Source organism: Microbacterium sp. zg.B48 (genome assembly GCF_024623505.1).
Taxonomy (GTDB): domain Bacteria; phylum Actinomycetota; class Actinomycetes; order Actinomycetales; family Microbacteriaceae; genus Microbacterium.
In genome coordinates this window covers 134,961-157,286 of the sequence record NZ_JANJFE010000005.1, presented here as the reverse complement: position 1 = coordinate 157,286, position 22,326 = coordinate 134,961, and the positions used below count along the sequence as shown (strand labels likewise).

The following is a 22,326-nucleotide window of genomic DNA, read 5'->3' as shown; positions in this document are numbered from 1 at the left end:
CCGGGCTCACCCAGCGGGTGCGGAGCAGATCGCGGAGGCCGCGATCAGTTCGTGGTACTGCTGCGCAGTCCACGGCAGCCCGGCATCGGGGGCGGTCGCCCCTGCCGCTGCCGGAGCCTTCGAGGCGATCGCTGCCAGCTCCCATGCCAGATACTGGGTGAACCCGCCACCGACGGCCGAGTTGTTCAGCACCACGGCGACCGTCAGCCCTGATTTGGGGTCTGAGAAGGCGGCCGTGGCATATCCGGGGACCGAGCCGGACTGACCGACGAGGGAGCCGGCCTGGATCGCTCCACCGCGGGTCGTGTACCAGGAGGGCGCGTCGGCGTAGACGGCGAGGGGCTGTTCGAAGCGGTCCGCACCCTCGGGCAGGAGCGCGCCGGTGGCCAGGCCCTGCACGTAGCGGCCGATGTCGTCGATGTCGGTGACCACACCCGAATCGGTGAAGCCGCTGCTTGCCGAGAGCGAGGTCATCTCGAGCGGCTCGGCGCAGTTCATGGTGCCGGCACCATCGCGCAGGGAATGATGACCGGTCAGCACCGGGCCGGTCGACGGCGGAGCGGCGACCGCGCCCGGCAGGCGGGTCTCGGTCAGATCCAGCGGATCGAACACGTACTCGGTGAGCAGTTGCGCGGCGCTGCGCCCGGTGGCGCGTTCCAGAGCCACGCCGAGGATCACGTACCCGGCGTCGGAGTCGCGGTATGCGGCACCGGGCTCGCCCCCGCGGGGCTGTCCGATGCCGTAGCTGGCCAGCTCGCGCGGGTTCCACACGCGGCCCGGGTTGGACAGGAACATGCCGGCCAGCTGCGAGCTGTACGAGCCGATGCCGGAGGTGCTGTCGCACAGCTGATCCAGCGTGATGTCGGTGAGGTCCGGGAACCCGGAGACCCACTCGGCGACCGCGTCGTCCAGTCGGACGGTGCCCTCGTCGGCGACCGCGTACAGGACGTCGCAGATCATCGGACGGGTCAGCTGGGCCGCGCGGAACTGCATTTCCGCGCTGACCGGCTGATCGCCTCCGGGCGATTCCACGCCCAGTCCGGTGACGAATTCGCCGCTCCACGGCGCCCACACGCCGACGATCGCTCCGGATGCGCCGGCGGCGGTCATGGCATGGGTGACGGCATCCTGCAGCTGCTGTACGGTCTCGTCCGGGAGCGCCGCGGCGGTCTGAGGGGGCACATCGATCTCGACGTGTGCATCGGGAGCGCAGGCCGTCGCGACCAGCGAGAGCGCGACGATGGACGCGAACGCGAACGCGAACGTCGCACGTCGTCGTCTTGTCGGTCGAGCCCGCATTCTTCACCCCCCGGTCTCTGCAATGAATTCAAACACACCGCGGCCGCGTGGCCGTCAACGCCATCGGTAGGCTGGGCGGATGAGGCACGGATTCGACGACGCCGCGGTCGCGGGCGTCCTCGCCCATATGAACGGCGATCACGACGACGACAATCTTCTCATTGCCCGGGCCTACGCTCCGGACGCCGACATCGTCGCCGCGACGATGATCGGCTTCGACGGAGCGGGCGGCGAATGGCGGGCCACGCTGGCCACCGGGGAAGAGACGTTCGTGCGGGTGCCGTGGCCGGGCGGATCGATCACGGAGCGGCGGGAGGTGCGCCGCGAGATCGTCGCCCTCTACGACGAATCGTGCCGGAGGCTGGGGATCGCACCCCGCCCCCACGACTGAGGCCGGTCACGAGCGCACCACGCGGCGGAAGTTAGGCGAGCCTTACTTGCCCCTAGAATGTGGATCATGAGCGATCTGATCCCGTTTTCCGCCGCGCTGCGCGAGCGTTCCAGTTCGGCGCATTCCAGCAGTGAGGGTGCGGGCTTCATGTCCGACCTCATGAAGGGCGACGGGACGCGCGCGGACTACATCGCACTCGTCGCTCAGCACTGGTTCATGTACGACGCTCTGGAACGTGCCGCAGAGCGGATGCGCCGGGACCCCATCGCATCCGTGTTCATCAGCGACCGGCTGACGCGGCTGCCCGCACTCGAGGCGGACCTGGAGTTCCTGCTCGGCGGGGGCTGGCGGGACGAGATCTCACCGCTGCCCACGACCCGGCGCTATGTCGATCGGATCGAGCTGGTGGGCAGGACGTGGGCGGGCGGGTTCGTCGCCCACCACTACACCCGCTACCTGGGAGATCTGTCCGGTGGTCAGTTCATCGGCCGGCTGATGGCCCGCCGCTTCGGCTTCGAGACCAACGGCATCGGCTTCTACGTCTTCGACGACATCGCCGACCCCAGTGCGTTCAAGGACGTCTACCGTCGGCAGTTGGATGCCGCGCCGTGGGATGCCGAGGAGCAGGCGCGCGTCATCGACGAAGTGCTGCTTGCGTACCGGATGAACACCGAGGTGTTCGAGGACCTCGCCGCCGCGAAGGCGCAGTCGCAGGTCGCCTGACCCGACCACCCCCACCCCCACCCCACCCCACCGCACCGCACCGCGAGACTGCAGAGGCGCCGCGAAACAGGGTCGAACGCCCTCAGTCTCGAGGCGCCTATGCAGTCTCGCGGGTGGAGAGGGCACTCAGGATGCCGCGGCACGAACCCCGGCCATGAACCGCTGCACATCCGGATCCACCCGGATGTCGCTCGGCCGCAGCGGTCGGGTCAGATACAGCCCCTCGAGCGAGGTCAGCCGGCTGAGGGCGACGTACGTCTGCCCCGGGGCGAACGCACCCGAGCCGAGATCCACCACCGCCCGCTCGTACGTCTTGCCCTGCGACTTGTGGATTGTGACGGCCCACGCCAGCCGCAGCGGGAACTGCGTGAACTCCGCGACGATCTCGCGGGTGAGCGACTTCGAGCCGGCATCGTAGGCGTACCGGAACCTCTCCCACACGGCGGGCTCGACGTCGAATTCCTTCCCTTCCACCTCGACCCGCACGGTGCCGCCGGCGATCCGCGTGACCGTCCCGATCGTCCCGTTCACCCACCGCGGTGGGTCGCCGTACGAGCCGGTGTCGTTGCGCAGGAACATCACCTGCGCGCCGACCTTGAGTTTCAGGTCCACGTCGGCCGGGTACGAGGCATCCCCCCGCCCGAAGTCCCCGCTGATCTCGGCGCTGGCCGTCTGCTCGCGACCGATCAGCTCGGCCAGGTGCCGCCGGTTGATGTTGTTCACGATGTCGTTGCGGGTGGCCAGCGTGATGACGGGATGCTCACCGTCGGCGGGGTGCGGCGGAGTACGGGCTCCGGTGTCGTTGAGAACCTGCGCGATGTCGGCGGTCACGCGGCCGTAGCGGACCGCGTTGAGCATCGCCTTGAAGGCCGGATCGGCTTGACGGTGGATCTCGATCAGCTCGCGGATGTGCAGGTCGGCGCCGTACGCGCCGATGTCCATGATCCCGTCGCCGCCGACGCTGCCGACCCACACCTTCGCGTCGAAGAACCAGAACGATCGGTAGTGGTCGCGGATGTAATGCGCCTCGTCCCCGCGCGGCGGCACCGGGGCCAGCTGGTAGGGGTCGCCGAACATGACGATCTGCACGCCGCCGAACGGCTCGGCCCGCCGGCCGCGAGCCTGGCGCAGCGACCGGTCGATCGCATCCATCAGGTCGGCGTTGACCATGGATATCTCGTCGATGACCAGCGTGTCGATCGCGTTGAGGATCTTGCGGGTCGCGTCGGTCTGCTCGATCTGGCTGCCCGCGATCAGGCCGATGGGCAGCCGGAACAGCGAGTGGATGGTCTGGCCCTCGACATTCAGCGCCGCCACCCCGGTGGGCGCGCAGACGGCGATCTGCTTGCTGGTGTTCCAGGCGAGGTGCTGCAGCAGGGTCGACTTGCCGGTACCGGCGCGTCCGGTCACGAAAACGTGCTCTCGGGTGTCCTCGATCAGGCGGAAGAGCGCCTCCTGCTCGGGCGAGAGCGGAGGTGTGATCACCGGTTCATGCTAACCAGTGGATGCTGTGACCCGGCGCACATGGGCATGCCCGGTGGACAGCGGCTGCGGGATCTCCGCATCATGCGGGTCCAGCGACCACGACGCGGTCCCTTCGATCACTCCCCCGACGATCGTGCGGAACCGGGGGCAGGTCGAGATGTCGTGGGACCGGCAGTTCAGCGCATGCAGGGTCATTTCGCGGGAGCGTTCCATCTCCGCCATCCGCCGACTCAGGTCCTCGATGTGCTGCTCGAGAACCCTGTGCCGCGAGGGCGCCTGCTCATCCAGCAGCACCCCGATCTGCTCGAGGGTCATGCCTGCGGCCTTGCTGCGCAGGATCACCGCGATGCGGACGAGGTCCCTGTCCCCGTAGCGCCGGCGTCCCGCGGCATCCCGGTCGGGTCGGAGCAGTCCGACGTCCTCCCAGTGCCGCAGGACGTGCGTGTCTAGGCCGAAGCGGGCCGCCGCCACGCCGATCGGGATGGGACTTGACTTCATGTTGACATGAAGTCACAGAATCGCTGTGGACGCAACCAGAGGGGAGAGATCATGTACGACACGATCGTCATCGGGGGCGGCCCGGCCGGCCTGCAGGCCGCCCTGACGCTGGGCAGGATGCACCGGCAGGTCCTGCTGCTGGACTCGGGCGAGTACCGCAACGGCATGGTCGAGCACGCGCAGAACCTCATCACGCACGACGGACGGCCACCGGCGCAGCTGCGCGCGCTGGCTCGCGCAGACATCGCCGCGTACGACACGGTCGAGATCCGGGATGCCGCGGCGCAGGCGGTCGCGCCGGCAGCCGGGGGTTTCGTGGTCGACGTCGAAGGCGCTGCGGTGGGCACGCGGACCGTTCTGCTGGCCACCGGGCTGCGCGACGAACTGCCCGACGTCCCCGGACTGGCCGCGGTCTGGGGCCGCGGGGCCGCCAGCTGTCCGTTCTGTCACGGGCACGAGCTGAGCGGAAAGCGCATCGCGATCCTGGGCGGCGGCGCCCACGCTGACATGCAGTCGGCGATGCTCGGCCGCATCGCGTCGGAACTGGTGGTGCTCGACCCGGCGCAGGTCGCCGCCGTAGAACCGGCCGCAACGGGTCTCACGCTGCGGCTCAGCGACGGCTCGCTCCTCGAGGTCGGCGGGGTCTTCCTCGCCCCGGCGGCGACACAGCGCGCGCCGTTCGCGGCGCAACTGGGCGTGCGGATGCTGGAGTCGGGGTGCGTGGCGATCGACCTGATGGGACAGACGAGCATGCCCGGGGTCTTCGCGGCCGGCGACATGGCGCACTCCCCCGACGCTCCGGGTCCGCTGGCCTCGCTCGCGGCCGCGACGAGCGCGGGGCAGTTGGCGGCGGTGGGATGCGTCCGGCTGCTGATCGCCGGGGGGCCGGCCGGCTCCGCGGCGTAGCCGGAGCGCCGGCCGCGGAGCCGGGTTGACGGCATCCGGCTTCTCCCAGCCGCGGCTTCCTAGACTGAGGGCGTGGACACGGACGCAGGCGGCACGGCGACCAAGCCCGGTGCCGCTGCATCAGCGGCGCCGGCCGGCGCGCCGGGCCGTGCCGCGCCGCCGCGCCGGCGTTCCCGCCTCGCGGTCGATCTCCTGCTGCTCGGGATGGTCGGCGTTCTGCTGGTGACGGCGGTCATCGCGGCATCCGCATCGCTGTACCGCGAGTTCTACAGTCCTACGGCGTTCGTGGAGCGCTATCTGGGGATGCTTGCGGAGGGCAGCGCCGCGGACGCCCTGGCCGTGCCGGGGGTCGCGGTCGATTCGGCCCAGCTCGAAGCCGCGGGGCTGCCTGCCGCCGCCTCGGACGCGCTGCTGCGCCGCAACGCGCTGGCCACGCTGACGGACATCGAGATCGTGTCGGAGGAGACGCGTGCCGACGGCGTGGTCCTGGTGACCGTGCAGTACCGCGCGGGCGCGTACCCGGGCACCACCACCTTCGAAGTGCAGCCCGTCGACGCCCTCGGCCTGCCGACCTGGCGGTTCGCGACGAGTCCGCTCGCGCTGATGGACCTGTCCGTCCAGGGGTCGATGACCTTCGACGTGAACGGGTTCACCATCGACAAGCGCCAGATCTCACCCGACGGCGTCGAGGCGGACCCCCAGGCGCCGATGTCGCTGTTGGTCTTCTCCCCGGGCATCTACTCCGTGTCGGTCGACACCGCGATCTCTGCGACCCGGGGCGTGGCCGTCCTCTCCGACAGCCCGTTCGCGAGGGTGCCGGTGGATGTCCAGGCCCAGGCGACGCCGGAGTTCGTGCAGATCGTCCAGGAGAAGGTCGAGGAATTCCTCTCCGGGTGCGCGACGCAGGACGTGCTGCAGCCCACTGGGTGCCCGTTCGGCTTCATCGTGCAGGATCGCATCGTCTCGCCCCCGACCTGGTCCATCGCCGCCCAGCCCACCGTCACGGTCGTTCCCGACGGCGCCGGATGGGCGATACCCGCCGCCGACGCCGTCGCTCACATCGAGGTCGAGATCCGCTCTCTGTTCGACGGCTCGGTGCGCGACGTGGCCGAAGACGTCCCGTTCGTCGTCACGGGGACCATCACGGTCCAGCCGGACGGTTCCGCCTCGATCACGGTGACCGCCCCCGGCACCCCGTGAGGGATGCCGCGGCGCGGCGGCCGGTTCAGCCGCGTGCGTCCCGCTCGGCGAGCGCGGCGAGCTGGGCGTTGTAGGCCTCGAGCTCGGCGTCGCCCGTGCGGTCGGCATGCCGGTCCGCGCTGCGCTGCGCACGCTCATCGCTGCGACTCCACTGGATGGCCACCGTGATCGCCAGGATCAGCGTGGGCAGCTCGCCGATCGACCAGGCAACACCGCCGCCGATGTACTGATCCTCCAGCGGTGACGCGCCCCACGTGCGGCCCATCGCACCGAACCACTCCGCGACCATCAGACCCGACTGCATCATGATCGCGATGCCGAAGAACGCATGGATCGCCATCACGGCGATCAGTGTCACCAGCCGGCCCGCGTACGGCAGCCGGTACGCGACGGGATCGATCCCGATCAGCGAGAGGACGAACAGGTACCCGGTGATCAGGAAGTGCGCCGTCATCCACTCGTGCCCGAGGTGGTCATACAGCGACCAGCGGAAGAGGTCGGTGAAATAGAACACCCAGAGGGATCCGACGAACAAGCCGGCGGCGACGAAGGGATGGGTGAGCACGCGCGCAACCGGCGTGTGCACGGCCCACAGGATCCACTCTCGTCCGCCGCGGGTGCCGTCGTCGCGCTTGCGGATCGCGCGCGCGGCGAGGGTGACCGGTGCCCCCGCGACCAGGAGGACCGGTATCGCCATGGTCAGCAGCATGTGCCCCACCATGTGCACGCTGAACAGATACTCACCGTAGGCATTGATCGGCCCGCAGGTGACCCAGAACAGCAGCACGAGCCCGGTGATCCACAGCACCGTGCGGTAGATCGGCCAGGCATCGCCGCGGCGGCGCAGGCGCAGCGCCCCGGCGACGTAGAGGAAGATGCCGAATCCGGCCGCGAACGCCCACAGCAGGTCCAGGTTCCACGAAGTGAACCAGCGATCCAGCGTCAGCTCCGGCGGCAGGGGCGACCCGGTGAGGATCTCCGCGGGTGTGCGCACGGCCGGCAGGTTGGACGTCGTCGGAGGTGCGGTGCGGGCCAGGGCCACCGCCGCGCCGCTGGCCAGCCCCATGAAGGCCAGCTCGAGGGCGATGAGCCCCCAGAAGCGACGCGAGGCGGGATCCTCCCGCATTCTGCCGATCAGTCGCTTGCGGTACCAGGCGCCGAGGATGCCCAGAACCAGCAGCGCGCCGATCTTGGCCAGCAGGATGACCCCGTACGGCGAAGCGAGATTCTGCCACGCACCGACTCCGATCACCGCCCGGACGGTGCCCGAGATCGCGACCACCACGAACGCCGCCAGCGCGAAGGTCGAGTAGCGCGCCATGGCGTCGGCGAGGGTCTGCCGGTCGGTGAGCGGCCGGATCACCACCATCAGCAGCAGACCGCCGAGCCACACCGCGGCGGCGATGATGTGCAGCACGAGCGCCATGACGGCGGCGCTGTGGTTCGCCTCCTCGCCGGAGTGGCCCTGCGTGCCCATCGGGACGAGTGCGGCGATGGCCAGGATGGCCACGAAGAGGGTCGGGGTCCATGAGCGCACCGCGAACGTCAGCACGGTGATCGCAGCGCCGGCGATCGCGGTGATCAGCCAGGTGCGCCCGGCTTCGGTCTCGATCAGGAACCGACCCAGCTGTGCCCCGAACTCAGGACCCAGCCCCCACGCCGGGTTGAAGGTGTTCACGAACGTCAGGAACCCGGTGGATGCCGCCGCCACAGTGAAGATCGCCGCCGAGACCGAAGCCAGATCCAGCGCGGCATCGAACTCCCGCTCACCCGCCTTCAGCGCGAACAGCGCCGTCACCAGCGCGCCGACCATGCCGGCGGCGCAGAGGTTGACGACCAGCGTCGCGGCGGGCAGGCCCCATCTGACCAGTGGGCCCGGGTCGCCGATCGCGAAGGGCGCGGCACCGCCGCCGACGATCAGACCCCAGATCATCGCGGTCACGGCGGACACGACCAGGATCACGGGTCCGGCGGCCCGCAGCAAACGCGCCGCGTCTCCGCGCGGCATGGTGCCGCGGACAGGAGCGGTGGTGGAGGTCACGGGTTAAGCCTAGGCGGCATGCAGAAGGGGGACGCCGCGTGATGCGGCATCCCCCTCTCGTGCTCGGCCTGGACGTCGCGACATGCCGCCTGCGGCGGCTGGCCGTCCTCGAGCCGAAGGCTCTACTTGACGGCGGCCTTCAGCTTGGAGCCGGCGGTGACCTTGACGCGCTGGCCGGCCGGGATCTTGATCTCGGCACCGGTCTGCGGGTTGCGACCCGTGCGTGCCGACGTCTCGACCCGCTCGAACGAGAGCCAGCCGGGAATCGACACCTTGCTGCCCTTGGCGACCGCCTCCGAGACGGTGGAGAAGAGGGAGTCGAGCACGCCCGACACGGCGGACTGGCTCTGCCCCGTCGCGCTGGCGATGCTCGCAACGAGTTCGGTCTTAGTGATGGACTTGTCAGCCATGTGGTTGTCCTCCAAGGCGGCGGATGCGCCGACTTTCATTGCTCGGACCGGACGGGCGAAACCCTCCGGCTGGTCGGATCGACCGCCCCCGAATATACCCACTTTCCGCGGAATTCCGCGGATCTGCGAGCGCCTTGACGTAATCCGTCGGCGTGTTGGTGGTGCAGATGTGACTGATGGGGCAGTTGTGGCTGACGAGCAGTCGATCTTCGCGTTGCCGCTCACACCCGCCTCCGACCGCGCAGCGAGTGGTCCCGCCCGGGTACGGGCATAGTCCGGGCAACGAGAAGAGGCGGACCCGAGCGGGTCCGCCTCTTCTGAGGTGCTGGTGGTGCTGCTTACCAGGACGACTTGGTCACACCGGGCAGCTCGCCACGGTGCGCCATGTCGCGGAAGCGGACACGCGAGATGCCGAACTTCGTCAGGACACCGCGGGGGCGTCCGTCGATGACGTCGCGGCTGCGAACGCGCACCGGGGAGGCGTTGCGGGGAAGCTTCTGCAGGCCCACGCGTGCGGCCTCGCGCTGCTCGTCGGTCGAGGTCGGGTCGACCAGGGCCTTCTTCAGTTCGGCGCGCTTGGCGGCGTAGCGCTCGACGACGACCTTGCGCTGCTCGTTGCGCGCGATCTTGCTCTTCTTAGCCATTGATCAACGCTCCTCTCGGAATTCGACGTGCTTGCGGATGACCGGGTCGTACTTCTTGAGCACGATGCGGTCGGGGTTGTTGCGGCGGTTCTTGCGTGTCACGTAGGTGTACCCCGTGCCCGCGGTCGAACGCAGCTTGATGATCGGACGTACGTCCTGAGCCTTCTTGGCCATTAGAGCTTCACACCCCTCGCCTGCATGTCACGGACGACGGACTCGATGCCGCGGGCGTCGATGACCTTGATGCCCTTCGCCGACACGTTGAGCTTGATGTTGCGACCCAGCGACGGAACGAAGTAAGTCTTCTTCTGCACGTTCGGATCGAAGCGGCGCTTCGTCCGGCGGTGCGAGTGCGAGATGCTGTGACCGAAGCCGGGAACCGCTCCGGTCACCTGGCACACTGCTGCCATGGTTTCAACTCCTTAATACCGTGGAACCGGACGGCTCCACCCAAGATCCCTTGTCTGCACCCGCCAGGACAGCGACCGTTTCGGGCCGGGATCACGGGGAGGGTACGAACTGCGTGCTGGAGTGCGCGCAGACAAGGAGTCAGTTTAGCATGTGCCGGCGCGCCTCCTTGCGCTGGTCAGGAGGGTCTTGCCCCGCGCCCCCACCGAAAGGCGGAGACGGTGCGGTCGCCGGCGATCCAGAAGCGCCACGGGAAGAGGTCCGTCCCCGCAACGCCGGCCACCCCGACGCGGGGTCCGGTCGCGACCGCGTCCAGGGGTTCGGTGCGCAGCTCCAGTCGGGCCACCGCGCCGGCACGTTCGACACCGGTCACCGCATCGATGCCGTCGTGCATCGGGTCACGCAGACCGACCGCGTCCCCCAGCCGTCCCGGTCCGCCGGCCAGGTCGCGGTTCGAGCGCACGACGCCCCGGCGTTCGAGGCGACGCCGGGTCGCGGCATCCCGCCCCTCCAGCACCTCACCGGCCCGCAGCAGCACTCCCCCGGCGATACCGTCCGGGCCGCACACCACGTTCACGCACGAATGGATGCCGTGGCTCAGGTACACGTACAGGTGCCCGGGTTCGCCCCACATGGTGGCGTTGCGGACAGTGCGGCCCATGCGCGCATGCGACCCCGGGTCGGGAATGTCGCCGGTGCCGGCACCGTGGTATGCCTCCACCTCGGTCAGCCGGACGGCCACCGTCTGCCCGTCCACGACGGTGGTCAGCACTCCGCCCAGCAGACGCGGTGCGACCTCGAGGGGCAGTCCCGCCAAGGCATGGCGCGTCGCGGGCCGCAGGGTCGGCAGGACAGGTCCGATCGGATCGGTCATCGCGGCGGCACCTGGCACCAGGAGATGTCGAAGCCGTTGATGGCCAGGACCTGTTCGCCGCCGGCGATCTCGACGATCCGCGTCTGCACCTTCTTGGGCATCGGAAGCCGGTAAAGGTCGTACCGATTGGTCACCGCATCCGGTGCCACCACCAGCGCGGCGTATCTGCCGCTCGGCGAGACGCAGGTCTGCAGCGCGACGTCCGTCGACGGCAGCTCCATGAGCACGGTGGTGCTCCCGTCGTCCGTCGCCGCCGCGACGGTGGTGCCGATCGGGATGCCTGCGGCGTCGGTCGGCGCCCCCAGCCGGATCGTGCCGCCGCCCGGCACCGGCGTGACCGCGCCGAGCAGGCCCAGATCGACGTCGGCGGGGGCGAGCGCTGCCTCGCTCGCGTCGGCGAGGTCGATGGTCACCATGCCGCCGCCGCGCAGGACGACAGCCTGGGACGATCCGCGGGCGATGCCCTCGATCGCCAGCGCGGTGCCCAGGGCGGTGGCCGTCTCGCCCTTCGGGTCGGTCACGAGAAGCGAGCCGTCGAAGGTCAGCAGGAGGATGTTGTCCGTGTCGGGGACGAAGCGCCATTCCGCGACCCGCGGCTCGGCGCCGGTCACCACGACGGGGGCGGGCTCGGCGTGTGCCGCGCTCTGCTTCAGGGACACCGTGAACAGCGCGCTTTCCAGGCCGCCGGTCTCATCCAGATCGGCATCCGAGAAGGTGTAGCCGATCAGTTCGCTGCGGTCGGCGCTCTGCAGATTCGTGACGAAGCCGTCGCCGGGGAGGGCGAGATCGCGTTCCGCGCCGCCCTCCAGATCGGTCACCACCAGGCGAGCCCGGTCGCCCTCGCGCACCGACATCACGAGATGGCTGGAGGTCGCCCGGAAATCCTCGATGTGCTCGTGGCTGAACACGGGCACCGCCTCTTCGCCGGTCAGATCGGTGCGGAAGACGGTGTCGCCGCTCTCGGTGCGCTGCAGGATGAACACCTCCGCCGGCGGCGTGCGGAACGTGTGCGTGAGCGTCGCGCCGGGGCCGCCGCCCACCCCGCGCACATCGTCGAAGCGGACGCGGTACTCCGTCTCGTCGTGCAGCGGCAGGCCGAATCGCACGCCCACGCTCCGCCCGGACGTGTCCACCGAGAAGGGCACCGCAGGCGTGACCGTCACCTGATCGGCCCGGACAGTCTCCAACGACTGCGAGGTGGTCACGATCAGCCGCGACCCGGATGCCGCGGCCGCAGCGGCGGGATCGACGTGCACCTCGGTCACCCGCGGCCCCTGCGCGACGCCGGCGGCCGCGCCGACCAGCCCGACCGCTCCCAGAACGGCGGCGACGATCGCGAACGACACGGCGAACGCGCGAGTGCGGCGGGTGCGGGTGCGGCCGCGGCGGGTGCCGGCCTCAGTATTCATACGGGTCCCCGGGCTCGGTGATCGGCTCGATCGCCGTCGCGTCGATCTCGAGGCGCCCGTCGGTGGTCGAGCCGATCGTGCCGGTGATCGTCACCCACTGCCCGGTGTCGGGAGCCGGGTCGGATCCGGCGACGTGCACGCTGGCGGGCTGCGCATCGATGACGCAGTGCGTGATCACCAGGCGCGTGAGGTCGAAGCCGCCATGGTCGCCGGGCGTGACGAAGCCGGTGAGGGTGACGGCGTCCCCCGCGAAGGCATCCGGATCGGTGGCGGTCGCGAAGACGGTCGCCCACTCGCCGATCCCGAACGAGGACGTGTCGCCGGTCGCGGCGAGGGTGACGGCATCCGCACCGGCGAAGAGCGGCGGCGCGCCGACATCGCGGGCCATCGCAAGCTCTGCGGACAGGGCGGCGGGCGGCAGGACCAGGGCCAGGAGCACGACTCCGGATGCCGTCACTGCGCCGACCGCGCTCGCCGCGAGCGCCGCCGGGTGCGCGGGCCGCGCTGCGCGCACCCGGTCCCTCGCGGGCCGTTCCGGCAGGGCGCTCGCGGCAGCGGTCGGAGATGGAGCGGCGGCGGCGGAGACGAGTACCTGGTCCGCGTGCGGGTGCGGACGGTCGTGTCCATGCTCGTGTCCGTGGTCGGCCTCGGCGCCGAGCGGAAGCGTGAAACTCAGCGCGGTGCCCGCCAGCGTGAGCACCGCCATCGTCACTGCGAACCACGCCGATTCCGGGTTGATGTACAGCCCGAGGCGTCCGGTCAGTGCCAGCCCGAGCGTGATCACGGCGAGCACCGACGCCAGGCCTACGCCCAGCCAGCGGGTGCTCAGAAGTCCCGGCCTACGCAACGAGGTTCACCACCGTCCCGATCGCGAACGCCGACAGCACCACGATGACCACCAGCCCCGCGAGGGTGCGGGTGGTGAAGGTCGTGCGCATCAGCGCGAGCATCTTGACATCCACGAGCGGACCGACCAGGAGGAACGCGACGATCGACCCCGGGGTGAAGGTCGAGGCGAACGACAGGGCGAAGAACGAGTCCACGTTCGAGCAGATGGCCACCACCATGGCCAGGGCCATCATCGCCACGATCGACAGCGCCGGGTTCGAGCCGATGGCCAGCAGCGCATCGCGCGGGATGAGCACCTGCACCGCTCCGGCCAGCGCCGAGCCGATGATCAGCGCCGGCATGACAGCGCGCAGCTCGACGACGAACTGCGCCAGACTGCGCCGCCCGCGTCCGCCCCGCTCCCCCTCGACCAGCTCGCACGTCTCGCGGAAGCGGTCGGTCAGCAGGGCATCCGGGTTGGGGTGCCGGCTGTACAGCCAGCCGATCAGGTTCGCGATCGCGTAGCCGCCGAGAAGGCGCGCGATCAGGATGCCGTCACTGGATCCGAACGCCTGGTGGGTGGTCAGGATCACGATCGGGTTGACGATCGGCGCGGCGATCAGGAAGGTCAGCGTCTCGGGCACCGTGAAGCCGCGGATCAGCAGTCCCCGCGCGAAGGGCACGTTGCCGCACTCGCACACCGGCACGATCATGCCCAGCAACGAGAGCACTGCGCGCCGCGCCCAGGCCCGGCGCGGCATCCACCGCTCGATCACGCCCGGCGGCACCCACACCTGCACGACGATGGAAAGCAGGACCCCGAGGGCGACGAACGGCAGCGACTCGATGAGCACGCTGATCGCGAGGGTCAGCCCGTCCTGCGCGCGGGTGGGCAGAGGTGCCGCGAACAGGGCCGGCGCGAAGGCGTCGATCAGGAACAGCGCCGCGATCACCAGAACACCGGCCGCGACCGCCACCACCGGCCGGCCGGGACGTCCGCCGCGCACCGCCCCCAGCTCTCCGGCCCGCGCCGCCGCCGGGGCTCTGCCGCCCCGGATCCCCGGCTCGCTGGCGCGCGGCCGGTCAGTCCCCAGCACGTTCAGGCGCTCTGGCCTGCGCGCACGGCGTGCACAGGCCGAAGATGTCCACGACGTGCTCGGCCTCACTGAACCCGTGCAGCGCGGCGGTGCGGCGCGCCCACTGCTCGACGTCGGTGGCCGCGATCTCGATCGTCAGACCGCAGGATCGGCAGATGAGGTGATGGTGGTGGCCGGGCGAGGTGCACGCGCGGTAGAGGCTCTCGCCCTCCGGGCTCTGCAGCGAGTCGGCCTCCCCCTGCGCGGCAAGCCCTGCCAGGGCGCGGTAGACGGTGGCCAGCCCGATCCCGGTGTTCTCCTCGCGCAGAGTGGCGTGCAGGCTCTGCGCGCTGACGAATCCGCTGGCGTCGCCGAGCGCCTCGCGCACCCGATCGCGCTGCCACGTGTTCCGCTGAGCCATATGCCGGATTCTACCGATCGCCCCTGAGCGAGAGCCTGGGTGTGGTGGGATTGCGGGCCTCTGCGGAGGTCCCGGTGAAAGCGCGGGGTGGATTCGCCGAAGCGGGCACATCGTTCCCCCGCGCGGCGCCGGTTTCTCCCCGGCTTCTCACGCGGCCCTCGTCACACGGTCGCGCCTGCTCCCCACGCCGCGGCACACGAGGTAGATCAGGAACGAGATCGTCGTGATGTAGGGGCTGACCGGCAGCGTCCCCGCGATGGCCAGGAGGATGCCGCCGACGGCCGACACGAATCCGAACACCGCCGCCAGCACCGGAACGGCGATCGGTCCCGTCGCGACGCGCATGGCGGCCGCGGCCGGGGTCACCAGCAGCGCCATGACCAGGAGCGCACCGATGATGTGCACGCTGACCGCGACGATCAGGCCCAGCAGCAGCATGAAGGCCAGGGAGACCGCGGTGGTCGGCACCCCGCGCGCGGCCGCGGACTGCGGGTCGAGGGAATCGAACCGGAGGGGGCGCCAGATGAGCAGGATGCCGAGGAGGACGACCGCGCTGATCGCGATCAGCCACCCCAGCTGTCCGCTCTGCACCGACACGATCTGACCGGTGAGCAGGCTGAACCGGTTGGCGCTGCGACCGTCGTACAGGGACAGGAAGAGGATGCCCAGGCCCAGGCCGAACGGCATCAGCACGCCGATGATCGAGTTGCGGTCGCGGGCGCGGGCGCCCAGGACGCCGATGATGGCCGCCGCGACGAGCGAGCCGACGATGGATCCGGTCACCACGTCGAAGCCGACCAGGAGTGCGAACGCCGCGCCGGCGAAGGACAGTTCGCTGATGCCGTGCACGGCGAATGCCATGTCGCGCTGCATCACGAAGACGCCGACGAGACCGCCGACCAGGCCCAGCACCGCCCCGGCGATGACGGAGTTGGAGACAAGGGCGAGGATGTCGCCGTAGTCGGCGAGGCCACCGAACATGGCGTCGGCGATGTCCGGCCAGTTCACTCGCGGACCTCGTCGTGGTGGTGGTGGGACTCCTCGGCATCGGGGGCTCCCACCACGACCAGCCGGTCGCCGGCACGGAGGACGTATACCTCGGCGCCGTAGAGCTCGGTCAGCACGCTGGAGCGCAGCACCTCGTCGGGCGAGCCGAGCGTGAACCGGCCGTTGGCGATGTACAGGATGCGGTCGACCTTCCCCAGCAGGGGGTTGATGTCGTGCGTGACCAGCAGCACCGCCGCTCCGGTCTGCTTGCGGTGTCGATCGATCAGACCGACGACGGCTTGCTGATTGGCCAGGTCCAGACTGGTGAGCGGCTCGTCGCACAGCAGCAGGCGCGGCTCGTCCGCCAGCGCCTGACCGACCCGCAGCCGCTGCTGTTCACCACCGGACAGCAGCCCCACGGGGCGGTCGGCGAACTCCCGCGCGCCCACGGCGTCGATCAGGGCCTCCACGCGCGCCCGGTCGCTGCGACGCGGGAATGGCAGGCCGAAGCGGTGACCGTCCACGCCCAGACCGACCAGGTCGCGGCCGCGCAGCGCTGCGTCGCGGGGCAGCGGGCGCTGCTGCGGGATGTAGCCGATGCGGCGATTGCCGCGGGCGCGGACCGGCGCGCCGAGCGCCTCGATGCTTCCCGAGCTGAGGCGGTCCAGTCCGAGGATCGCGCGTAGCAGTGTCGTCTTGCCCGATCCGCTCGGACCGAGCACCGCGATCAGCTCGCCGGGCTTGACGGTCAGATCCAGCCCGCTCCACAGTTCTCGGTTTCCGCGGCGCAGCGCGGCGTCGCGGATCTGCAGCGGCGCGGTCACGGTTGGAGGGCGCCCGCCAGCGCCTCGATGTTCGCCTTCATCCACGAGAGGTAAGTCTGGCCGTCCGGGAGCGTTTCGGAGAACTCGATGACGGGGATCGACAGTGATTCCGCCTCGGCGATCACCTCGGTCGTCTCCGCCCCGCCTGTCTGCGAGTTGGCGATGACGGCCCGCACGTCCCCGGAGCGCAGCAGTTTGAGGGACTCCAGGAGCGTCGCGGGTGCGACGTCCTGTCCCTCCTCCACGGCCTCGGTGAAGGCCTCCGGGCTGACGTTGTGCAGGCTCGCGGCCTGCACGAGGGGCAACGCGACCGGCTCGGTGACGAAGACGTCGACACCCGCGGAGGCGGTGCCGATCGCGGTGAGCGACACCTCGAGGTCGCCGATGCCCTCCGCGAACGCGGCTGCGCGCTCCTCGATCGCCCCACTCTGGGCCGGCAGGAGCGCGATCAGCTCGTCGGCGATCGCCTCGGCCACGTGCTCGATGGTGTGCGGGTCGTACCAGACGTGTTCGTTGAATCCCGCGACGTGCTCGTGTTCGCCGTGCTCGTGCACGTTCTGTTCGCCGGGCTCGTCCGCGGCCTCCGTGTTCGCGGCCTCGTCGTGGCCGGGGTTGTCCGGCCAGTCGTGGGAGAACTCCGCGGCCGTGATCACCGGCGCCGTCGACCCGCTCGCGTCGATGAGCGCGTCCACGAATGCGTCGTATCCGACGCCGTTCTCGATGATCAGATCGGCTCGTTGAACGGCGAGCTGGTCACGCGCGCTGGGTTCGAACGAGTGCGGATCCTGCGCCGTCGAGGACACGATCGCGGTCGCATCCACCAGGTCGCCGCCGATCTCGGAGGCCAGCTGCGCGTAGACGTTCGTGCTGGCCACGACGCGCAGGCGCCCCTCCCCCTCTGCCGCGGAACCGGTCGACGCGCATCCCGCGAGCGCGAGGGCACCCGTCACGGTCAGAGCAAGCAGGGCGAGGGCGTGGCTACGACGGGGCATGCCCCCACCCTAAGGCTATTGATAATCATTCTCAAACCCGACTCCGGACGCGATCTCCGGGACGACCGTCGCGGGCCGAACCCCAGGGGAGCGGCCGCACGCGCGCGAGCGCTGTCCGCCCGGCCCGCTCAATCCAGCAGCAGGGCCGGTTCCTCCAGGATGGAGGCGATGTCGGCGATGAACCGGGACACCCCGTCGCCATCCACGACGCGGTGGTCGAACGAGCCCGAGACGGTGGTGACCCAGCGGGGCCGGACCTCTCCGTCCACGACCCAAGGCTTCTGGCGGATGGTGCCGAGTGCGACGATCCCGACTTCGCCGGGATTGATGATCGGCGTACCGGCATCCATTCCGAAGACGCCGATGTTCGTGATGGTGATCGTGCCGCCGGTCTGGTCCGCGGGGGTCGATTTGCCCTCGCGTGCCGTCACGGTGAGCTTCTCCAGGGCGCGGGCCAGATCGCGCATGTTCAGCTCCTGGGCGTCCTTGATGTTCGGCACCAGCAGACCGCGGGGGGTGGCGGCGGCGATGCCGAGATTCACGTAGTGACGCACCCGGATCTGGGCGCCACCGCCCTCGGGGTCGTCGATCCACGCCGCGTTGACCATCGGCGTGCGCCGCACGGCCCAGATCACCGCGCGGGCCATGATCAGCAGCGGCGAGACCCGGACGTCCGCGAAGTCCGGCGAGGCCTTGAGCCGCTTGACCAGCTCCATGGTGCGGCTCGCATCGACGTCGGTCCAGACCGACACGTGCGGCGCGGTGTAGGCGCTGCGGACCATTCCGCTGGCCACCGCCTTGCGCACGCCCCGGACCGGGATGGACTCCTCGCGCCCGGCGGCATCCGGCGCAGGAGCCGGGACGGCCGGCACCTGCGCGGCGACCGGGGGAGTGCCGACGGCGATCGTCTCTTCGCGCACCGCTCCCCATTCCGGGGTCTGGATGTTTCGGAAGACGCTGGCCTGCGACGCCTGCTTCATCACATCGTCACGCGTCACCTCGCCCCCCGGGCCACTGGGTGCGATGTCGGTCAGGTCGACGTTCAGGTCGCGCGCCAGCTTGCGGATCGGCGGCTTGGCGATGACCCCCACGGATGCCGCTGCCGGGCGGCCGGCCGGCTTGCGGCGGCGCGACTGGACGTGACCCGCGCTGCCGTACCCGACCAGGACGGCACCGCCGGCATCCGGTTCGTGCGCCTCGCCGTGCTCGCTCTGACCCGCCGTGGCCGGCGGTGCGGACGCGTCCGCGCTCGCGATCGTGATGATCGCCGCCCCGACCGCGACCGTGTCGCCCTCGGCGACGAGCACGTCGCCGACGACGCCGGCGAACGGGGAGGGCAGTTCGACCAGCGACTTCGCGGTCTCGATTTCGACGAGGACGTCATTGACTTCGACCCGGTCGCCGGGGGAGACCCGCCAGGACACGATCTCGGCCTCGGTGAGGCCCTCGCCAACGTCGGGGAGGAGGAAGGTCTGTGTGCTCATCCGTTGTCCTTTCCGGCCGCCCTCTGACCGGGAGAGTCGGGGGTCATCAATACGCCAGCGTACGGTCGACGGCCTCGAGGATGCGGTCCGCGTCCGGGAGGAAGGTTCCTTCGAGCTTGGCCGGAGGGAACGGAGCGTCGAAGCCGGAGACGCGCAGCACCGGCGCCTCGAGCGCGTAGAACGCCTTCTCCATGACCGTCGCCGCCACCTCGCTGCCGAGACTGGTGAAGCCCGGCGCCTCCTGCGCGTAGACCATGCGTCCGGTGCGGCGCACCGAGTCCAGGATCGGGCCGTAGTCGACGGGGGACAGGGAGCGCAGGTCGATCACCTCGCAGCTGGTGCCCTCGGACTCCGCGAGCGCAGCAGCCTGCAGCAGCGTCGCGACCATGGCGCCGTGACCGACCAGCGTGACATCCGTGCCGCGGCGGACCAGGCGGCTGGCGTGCAGCGGCAGAGCCCGGGCAGCGGCATCCACCTCGCCCTTCTGCCAGTACCTGCTCTTCGGCTCGAGGAAGATCACCGGATCGGTCGAGGTGATCGCGTCCTGGATCATCCAGTACGCGTCGTTCGGGGTGGATGGGCTCACCACGCGAAGACCGGGCGTGTGGGTGAAGTACACCTCGGGGCTCTCCTGGTGGTGCTCCACCGCGCCGATGTGGCCGCCGTAGGGGATGCGGATCACCACCGGCATGCTCAGCGCACCCTCGTGCCGATTCGTGATCTTCGCCAGCTGCGAGGTGATCTGGTCGAACGCCGGGAACACGAACCCGTCGAACTGGATCTCGCACACGGGCCGGAATCCGGCCATCGCGAGTCCGATCGCGGTGCCGACGATGCCCGATTCGGCCAGCGGGGTGTCCAGCACCCGCTGCTCGCCGAACTCTGCCTGCAGGCCCTCGGTGACACGGAAGACCCCGCCCAGCCGACCGATGTCCTCGCCCATCAGGATCACCCGGTCGTTCTCGGTCATCGCCCGCCGCAGTCCGGCGTTGAGCGCGCGGCTGAACGGCATGGTCTCGATCGACGACGTCCGCGCGTCGGCGGGTGCGGCCTTGAGGTCGGTCACGACGGCTCCTCCTCGAACGATGCCTCATAGCCGGCGAGCCACGCGCGCTGCTCGTCGATCAGAGGATGCGGTTCGGTGTAGACGTGGTCGAACATGAGATCGGTCGGGATGCCGCCGAGCGCGGCGGTGCGGACGCGGGCGTCCTCGGCCACCGCGGCGGCTTGCGCCTCGACTTCGGCGAAGAACGCGTCCGACGCTCCGCGCCCCCGCAGATAGGCGCGCATGCGCGCGATCGGGTCCCGGCGCGCCCAGGACTCTTCCTCGTCGGCGGTGCGGTACTTCGTGGGGTCGTCACTGGTGGTGTGCGCTCCCATGCGGTACGTCATGGCCTCGATGGCGCGCGGGCCCGCGCCGGCGCGCGCCTCGTCGAGGGCGACCCGGGTGACCGCGTAGCTGGCCAGCACGTCGTTGCCGTCGATGGGGATGCTCGGGATGCCGTATCCGGCGCCGCGGCGGTACAGCGGCGACCGGGACTGGGTGGCGACGGGGACCGAGATGGCCCACTGGTTGTTCTGCAGGAAGAACACCTCGGGGGTGCGGTAGCTGGCGGCGAAGACCATCGCCTCGTGCACATCGCCCTGACTGGATGCGCCGTCTCCGTAGTAGACGATGACGGCCTCGTCGGTCTGAGGGTCCCCGGAGCCGGACTTGCCGTCCAGCGTGAGGCCCATGGCCAGTCCGGTCGCGTGCAGCGTCTGGGACCCGAGGACCAGCGTGTAGATGTGCGTGTTCCCGTTCTTCGGATCGGCCGGGTTCCAGCCGCCGTGCGTGAGACCGCGCATCACGCGGATGATGTCCACCGGGTCGACGCCGCGGATCATGCACACGACGTGCTCGCGGTAGGACGGGAAGAGGTGGTCCTGGGGGCGCGCGGCGCGGGCCGAGCCGACCTGTGCCGCCTCCTGGCCGAAGCTCGGCGGCCACAGCGCGAGCTGGCCCTGGCGCTGCAGGTTCGTGGCCTGCTGGTCGAAGGCGCGCACGACGAACATGTCGCGGTAGAAGCCTTCGAGCTCCGCGTCCGTGAGCGCATCGATGAGTTCGAGGTACGGTTCGGCTGCCGGAGTCGGCGCGACCGACCCGTCCGCCGCGAGCACGCGGACGAGTTCCGGCGCGTCGTCCGGCCCGGTGTTCTGGTGCAGAGTCACCGTTCTACGCTAGCCCGCGACCCCGGATGGTCCTCTGGGAGGTCTTTCACAACGGATTCCGCGATCGATAGGACCTTGTCGACAGAGTCCTCCTCGCCGACACTGACCCGCAGACCGTCGCCGGCGAACGGACGCACGATCAGACCGGCCGCATCGAAGGCGCTTGCGATCTGCATCGTCTCGGCACCGCCGGGCAGCCAGAGGAAGTTGCCCTGCGCTTCGGGCACGCGCCACCCGGCATCGCGGAGGGCTGCGGCGAGCCGGTCGCGCCGCGCGGCGATCGTCCGCACGCGTTCCAGCAGCGCGTCCTCCGCGTCCAGGCTCGCCAGGGCGGCGACCTCGGCGTGCGCCGTGACGGACAGCGGGATGCTGGTGCTGCGGGCGGCATCCAGGATGCGCGGGTGCCCGATGGCGTAGCCGATGCGCAGCCCGGCCAGACCGAACGCCTTGGAGAACGTGCGCAGCGCGACCACGTTCGGGTGGCCCTGCGTGCCCAGCACGCGCAGACCGTCCACGGCCGCCGGGTCGGTGATGAACTCGGCATACGCCTCGTCCAGAATGACCAGGACATCACGGGGGACCAGAGCCAGGAACGCGTCGAACTCGGCCTGGGTGACGATCGGGCCGGTGGGGTTGTTGGGGCTGCAGACGATGATCGCCCTGGTGCGCGGGGTGACCGCCGCGGCCATCGCCGGGAGGTCGTGGCGGGCATCGTCGGTCAGCGGCACCTGCACGGGGGTGGCACCGGCGACGATCGCGAGCCACGGATAAGCCTCGAAGGAGCGCCACGCGAAGATCACCTCGTCGCCGGGACCAGACGTGGCGAGCACGAGCTGCGTGAGGATCGAGACACTGCCCGCGCCGATATGCACCGACGAGGGCGAAACGCCGAACCGGTCGGCCAGCCGCTCGCGCAACCGTCCGGCGGTCGCGTCCGGGTACCGGTTCAGCTCCGTCGCGGCACGCACCGCTTCGAGGACCCCGGGAAGCGGGTCGAACGGGTTCTCGTTGCTGGACAGCTTGAACGCGTCCGCACCGGCCTGCTTGCCCTGCTGGTAGGGCGGCAGCGCGGCGATCTCGGGCCGGACCCGGACCGGGATCTGCGCGTCATCGAACGGAATCGGAGCGTCGGTCACCCTGCCGAGTCTATGGGTCCGCTCTCGGCCGTCGGGGTGCGCTGCCGCGGTCGCGATCGGGCCGTTCGCCCGTGCCCCG

Annotated in this window: 24 protein-coding genes; 4 read left to right on the top strand and 20 right to left on the bottom strand. The window is 70.2% G+C overall.

What is annotated here, in order from left to right; all coding sequences use genetic code 11:
• Positions 1 to 6 precede the first annotated feature (6 nt).
• Entirely contained in the window at positions 7 to 1,299 is a 1,293-nt protein-coding gene (locus NQ152_RS04725) for a serine hydrolase (protein ID WP_257523175.1), read from the bottom strand.
• A 79-nt stretch (positions 1,300 to 1,378) separates the two neighbouring features.
• On the opposite strand from NQ152_RS04725, the gene NQ152_RS04720 reads away from it, so the two are divergent.
• On the top strand, positions 1,379 to 1,690 hold the full coding sequence (locus NQ152_RS04720; protein ID WP_257523174.1) for a DUF2470 domain-containing protein: 312 nt from the start codon (positions 1,379 to 1,381) through the stop codon (positions 1,688 to 1,690).
• Positions 1,691 to 1,756: 66 nt separating this feature from the next.
• On the top strand, positions 1,757 to 2,413 hold the full coding sequence (locus NQ152_RS04715; protein WP_257523173.1) for a heme oxygenase (biliverdin-producing): 657 nt from the start codon (positions 1,757 to 1,759) through the stop codon (positions 2,411 to 2,413).
• Positions 2,414 to 2,539: 126 nt separating this feature from the next.
• On the opposite strand, the gene NQ152_RS04710 is transcribed toward NQ152_RS04715, so the two are convergent.
• Both NQ152_RS04710 and NQ152_RS04705 read right to left on the bottom strand, forming a co-directional pair.
• A complete protein-coding gene (locus NQ152_RS04710; RefSeq protein ID WP_257523172.1) occupies positions 2,540 to 3,898 on the bottom strand; it encodes a DEAD/DEAH box helicase in 1,359 nt (452 codons plus the stop codon).
• Between the two features lie 9 nt (positions 3,899 to 3,907).
• Positions 3,908 to 4,396 (bottom strand): MerR family transcriptional regulator, encoded by a 489-nt coding sequence (locus NQ152_RS04705; protein WP_257501014.1) that lies wholly within the window; start codon positions 4,394 to 4,396, stop codon positions 3,908 to 3,910.
• A 6-nt stretch (positions 4,397 to 4,402) separates the two neighbouring features.
• Here NQ152_RS04705 and NQ152_RS04700 point away from each other — a divergent pair, with 6 nt between their 5' ends.
• Both NQ152_RS04700 and NQ152_RS04695 read left to right on the top strand, forming a co-directional pair.
• Positions 4,403 to 5,302, top strand: coding sequence for an NAD(P)/FAD-dependent oxidoreductase (locus NQ152_RS04700; RefSeq protein WP_257523171.1), 900 nt, complete (start codon positions 4,403 to 4,405; stop codon positions 5,300 to 5,302).
• 72 nt (positions 5,303 to 5,374) lie between these two features.
• The gene (locus NQ152_RS04695) at positions 5,375 to 6,502 is read left to right on the top strand and encodes a hypothetical protein (protein ID WP_374113560.1); all 1,128 of its coding nucleotides are present in this window, start codon (positions 5,375 to 5,377) and stop codon (positions 6,500 to 6,502) included.
• A gap of 25 nt (positions 6,503 to 6,527) precedes the next feature.
• Here the strand turns inward: NQ152_RS04695 and NQ152_RS04690 are convergent, their stop codons facing one another.
• From NQ152_RS04690 to NQ152_RS04610, 17 genes are all read right to left on the bottom strand, one after another.
• Positions 6,528 to 8,510, bottom strand: coding sequence for a bifunctional copper resistance protein CopD/cytochrome c oxidase assembly protein (locus NQ152_RS04690; RefSeq protein ID WP_257523243.1), 1,983 nt, complete (start codon positions 8,508 to 8,510; stop codon positions 6,528 to 6,530).
• A 155-nt stretch (positions 8,511 to 8,665) separates the two neighbouring features.
• Positions 8,666 to 8,953 carry an HU family DNA-binding protein gene (locus NQ152_RS04685; protein WP_257501011.1) on the bottom strand — a complete coding sequence of 96 codons (288 nt, stop codon included), beginning with the start codon at positions 8,951 to 8,953 and terminating at the stop codon, positions 8,666 to 8,668.
• A gap of 338 nt (positions 8,954 to 9,291) precedes the next feature.
• Positions 9,292 to 9,597 (bottom strand): 30S ribosomal protein S14, encoded by a 306-nt coding sequence (gene rpsN / locus NQ152_RS04680; RefSeq protein ID WP_257501010.1) that lies wholly within the window; start codon positions 9,595 to 9,597, stop codon positions 9,292 to 9,294.
• 3 nt (positions 9,598 to 9,600) lie between these two features.
• Positions 9,601 to 9,771 (bottom strand): 50S ribosomal protein L33, encoded by a 171-nt coding sequence (rpmG, locus tag NQ152_RS04675; protein WP_005051772.1) that lies wholly within the window; start codon positions 9,769 to 9,771, stop codon positions 9,601 to 9,603.
• A complete protein-coding gene (rpmB, locus tag NQ152_RS04670) occupies positions 9,771 to 10,007 on the bottom strand; it encodes a 50S ribosomal protein L28 (protein WP_257501009.1) in 237 nt (78 codons plus the stop codon). The genes rpmG and rpmB overlap by 1 nt, the downstream gene beginning before the upstream one ends.
• 176 nt (positions 10,008 to 10,183) lie before the next feature.
• The gene (locus NQ152_RS04665) at positions 10,184 to 10,879 is read right to left on the bottom strand and encodes a DNA-3-methyladenine glycosylase (RefSeq protein WP_257523170.1); all 696 of its coding nucleotides are present in this window, start codon (positions 10,877 to 10,879) and stop codon (positions 10,184 to 10,186) included.
• A complete protein-coding gene (locus NQ152_RS04660; RefSeq protein ID WP_257523169.1) occupies positions 10,876 to 12,288 on the bottom strand; it encodes a hypothetical protein in 1,413 nt (470 codons plus the stop codon). The genes NQ152_RS04665 and NQ152_RS04660 overlap by 4 nt, the downstream gene beginning before the upstream one ends.
• Positions 12,278 to 13,135, bottom strand: a complete 858-nt coding sequence (locus tag NQ152_RS04655; RefSeq protein ID WP_257523168.1) for a TIGR03943 family protein — start codon at positions 13,133 to 13,135, stop codon at positions 12,278 to 12,280. Before NQ152_RS04655 ends, NQ152_RS04660 begins: the two co-directional genes overlap by 11 nt.
• Complete coding sequence (locus NQ152_RS04650) at positions 13,128 to 14,072, bottom strand: permease (RefSeq protein WP_257523242.1); 945 nt, start codon at positions 14,070 to 14,072, stop codon at positions 13,128 to 13,130. Before NQ152_RS04650 ends, NQ152_RS04655 begins: the two co-directional genes overlap by 8 nt.
• 127 nt (positions 14,073 to 14,199) lie before the next feature.
• The gene (locus NQ152_RS04645; RefSeq protein WP_257501005.1) at positions 14,200 to 14,613 is read right to left on the bottom strand and encodes a Fur family transcriptional regulator; all 414 of its coding nucleotides are present in this window, start codon (positions 14,611 to 14,613) and stop codon (positions 14,200 to 14,202) included.
• A 147-nt stretch (positions 14,614 to 14,760) separates the two neighbouring features.
• Entirely contained in the window at positions 14,761 to 15,621 is an 861-nt protein-coding gene (locus tag NQ152_RS04640; RefSeq protein WP_257523167.1) for a metal ABC transporter permease, read from the bottom strand.
• On the bottom strand, positions 15,618 to 16,424 hold the full coding sequence (locus tag NQ152_RS04635; protein ID WP_257523166.1) for a metal ABC transporter ATP-binding protein: 807 nt from the start codon (positions 16,422 to 16,424) through the stop codon (positions 15,618 to 15,620). Before NQ152_RS04635 ends, NQ152_RS04640 begins: the two co-directional genes overlap by 4 nt.
• A complete protein-coding gene (locus NQ152_RS04630; RefSeq protein ID WP_257523165.1) occupies positions 16,421 to 17,416 on the bottom strand; it encodes a metal ABC transporter solute-binding protein, Zn/Mn family in 996 nt (331 codons plus the stop codon). Before NQ152_RS04630 ends, NQ152_RS04635 begins: the two co-directional genes overlap by 4 nt.
• Positions 17,417 to 17,544: 128 nt before the next feature.
• On the bottom strand, positions 17,545 to 18,900 hold the full coding sequence (locus NQ152_RS04625; RefSeq protein ID WP_257523164.1) for a dihydrolipoamide acetyltransferase family protein: 1,356 nt from the start codon (positions 18,898 to 18,900) through the stop codon (positions 17,545 to 17,547).
• A gap of 46 nt (positions 18,901 to 18,946) precedes the next feature.
• Positions 18,947 to 19,912, bottom strand: coding sequence for an alpha-ketoacid dehydrogenase subunit beta (locus tag NQ152_RS04620; RefSeq protein WP_257523241.1), 966 nt, complete (start codon positions 19,910 to 19,912; stop codon positions 18,947 to 18,949).
• Between the two features lie 50 nt (positions 19,913 to 19,962).
• A complete protein-coding gene (locus NQ152_RS04615) occupies positions 19,963 to 21,105 on the bottom strand; it encodes a thiamine pyrophosphate-dependent dehydrogenase E1 component subunit alpha (RefSeq protein ID WP_257501137.1) in 1,143 nt (380 codons plus the stop codon).
• A gap of 2 nt (positions 21,106 to 21,107) precedes the next feature.
• Positions 21,108 to 22,247 (bottom strand): histidinol-phosphate transaminase, encoded by a 1,140-nt coding sequence (locus tag NQ152_RS04610; RefSeq protein ID WP_257501000.1) that lies wholly within the window; start codon positions 22,245 to 22,247, stop codon positions 21,108 to 21,110.
• Between the last annotated feature and the right edge of the window lie 79 nt (positions 22,248 to 22,326).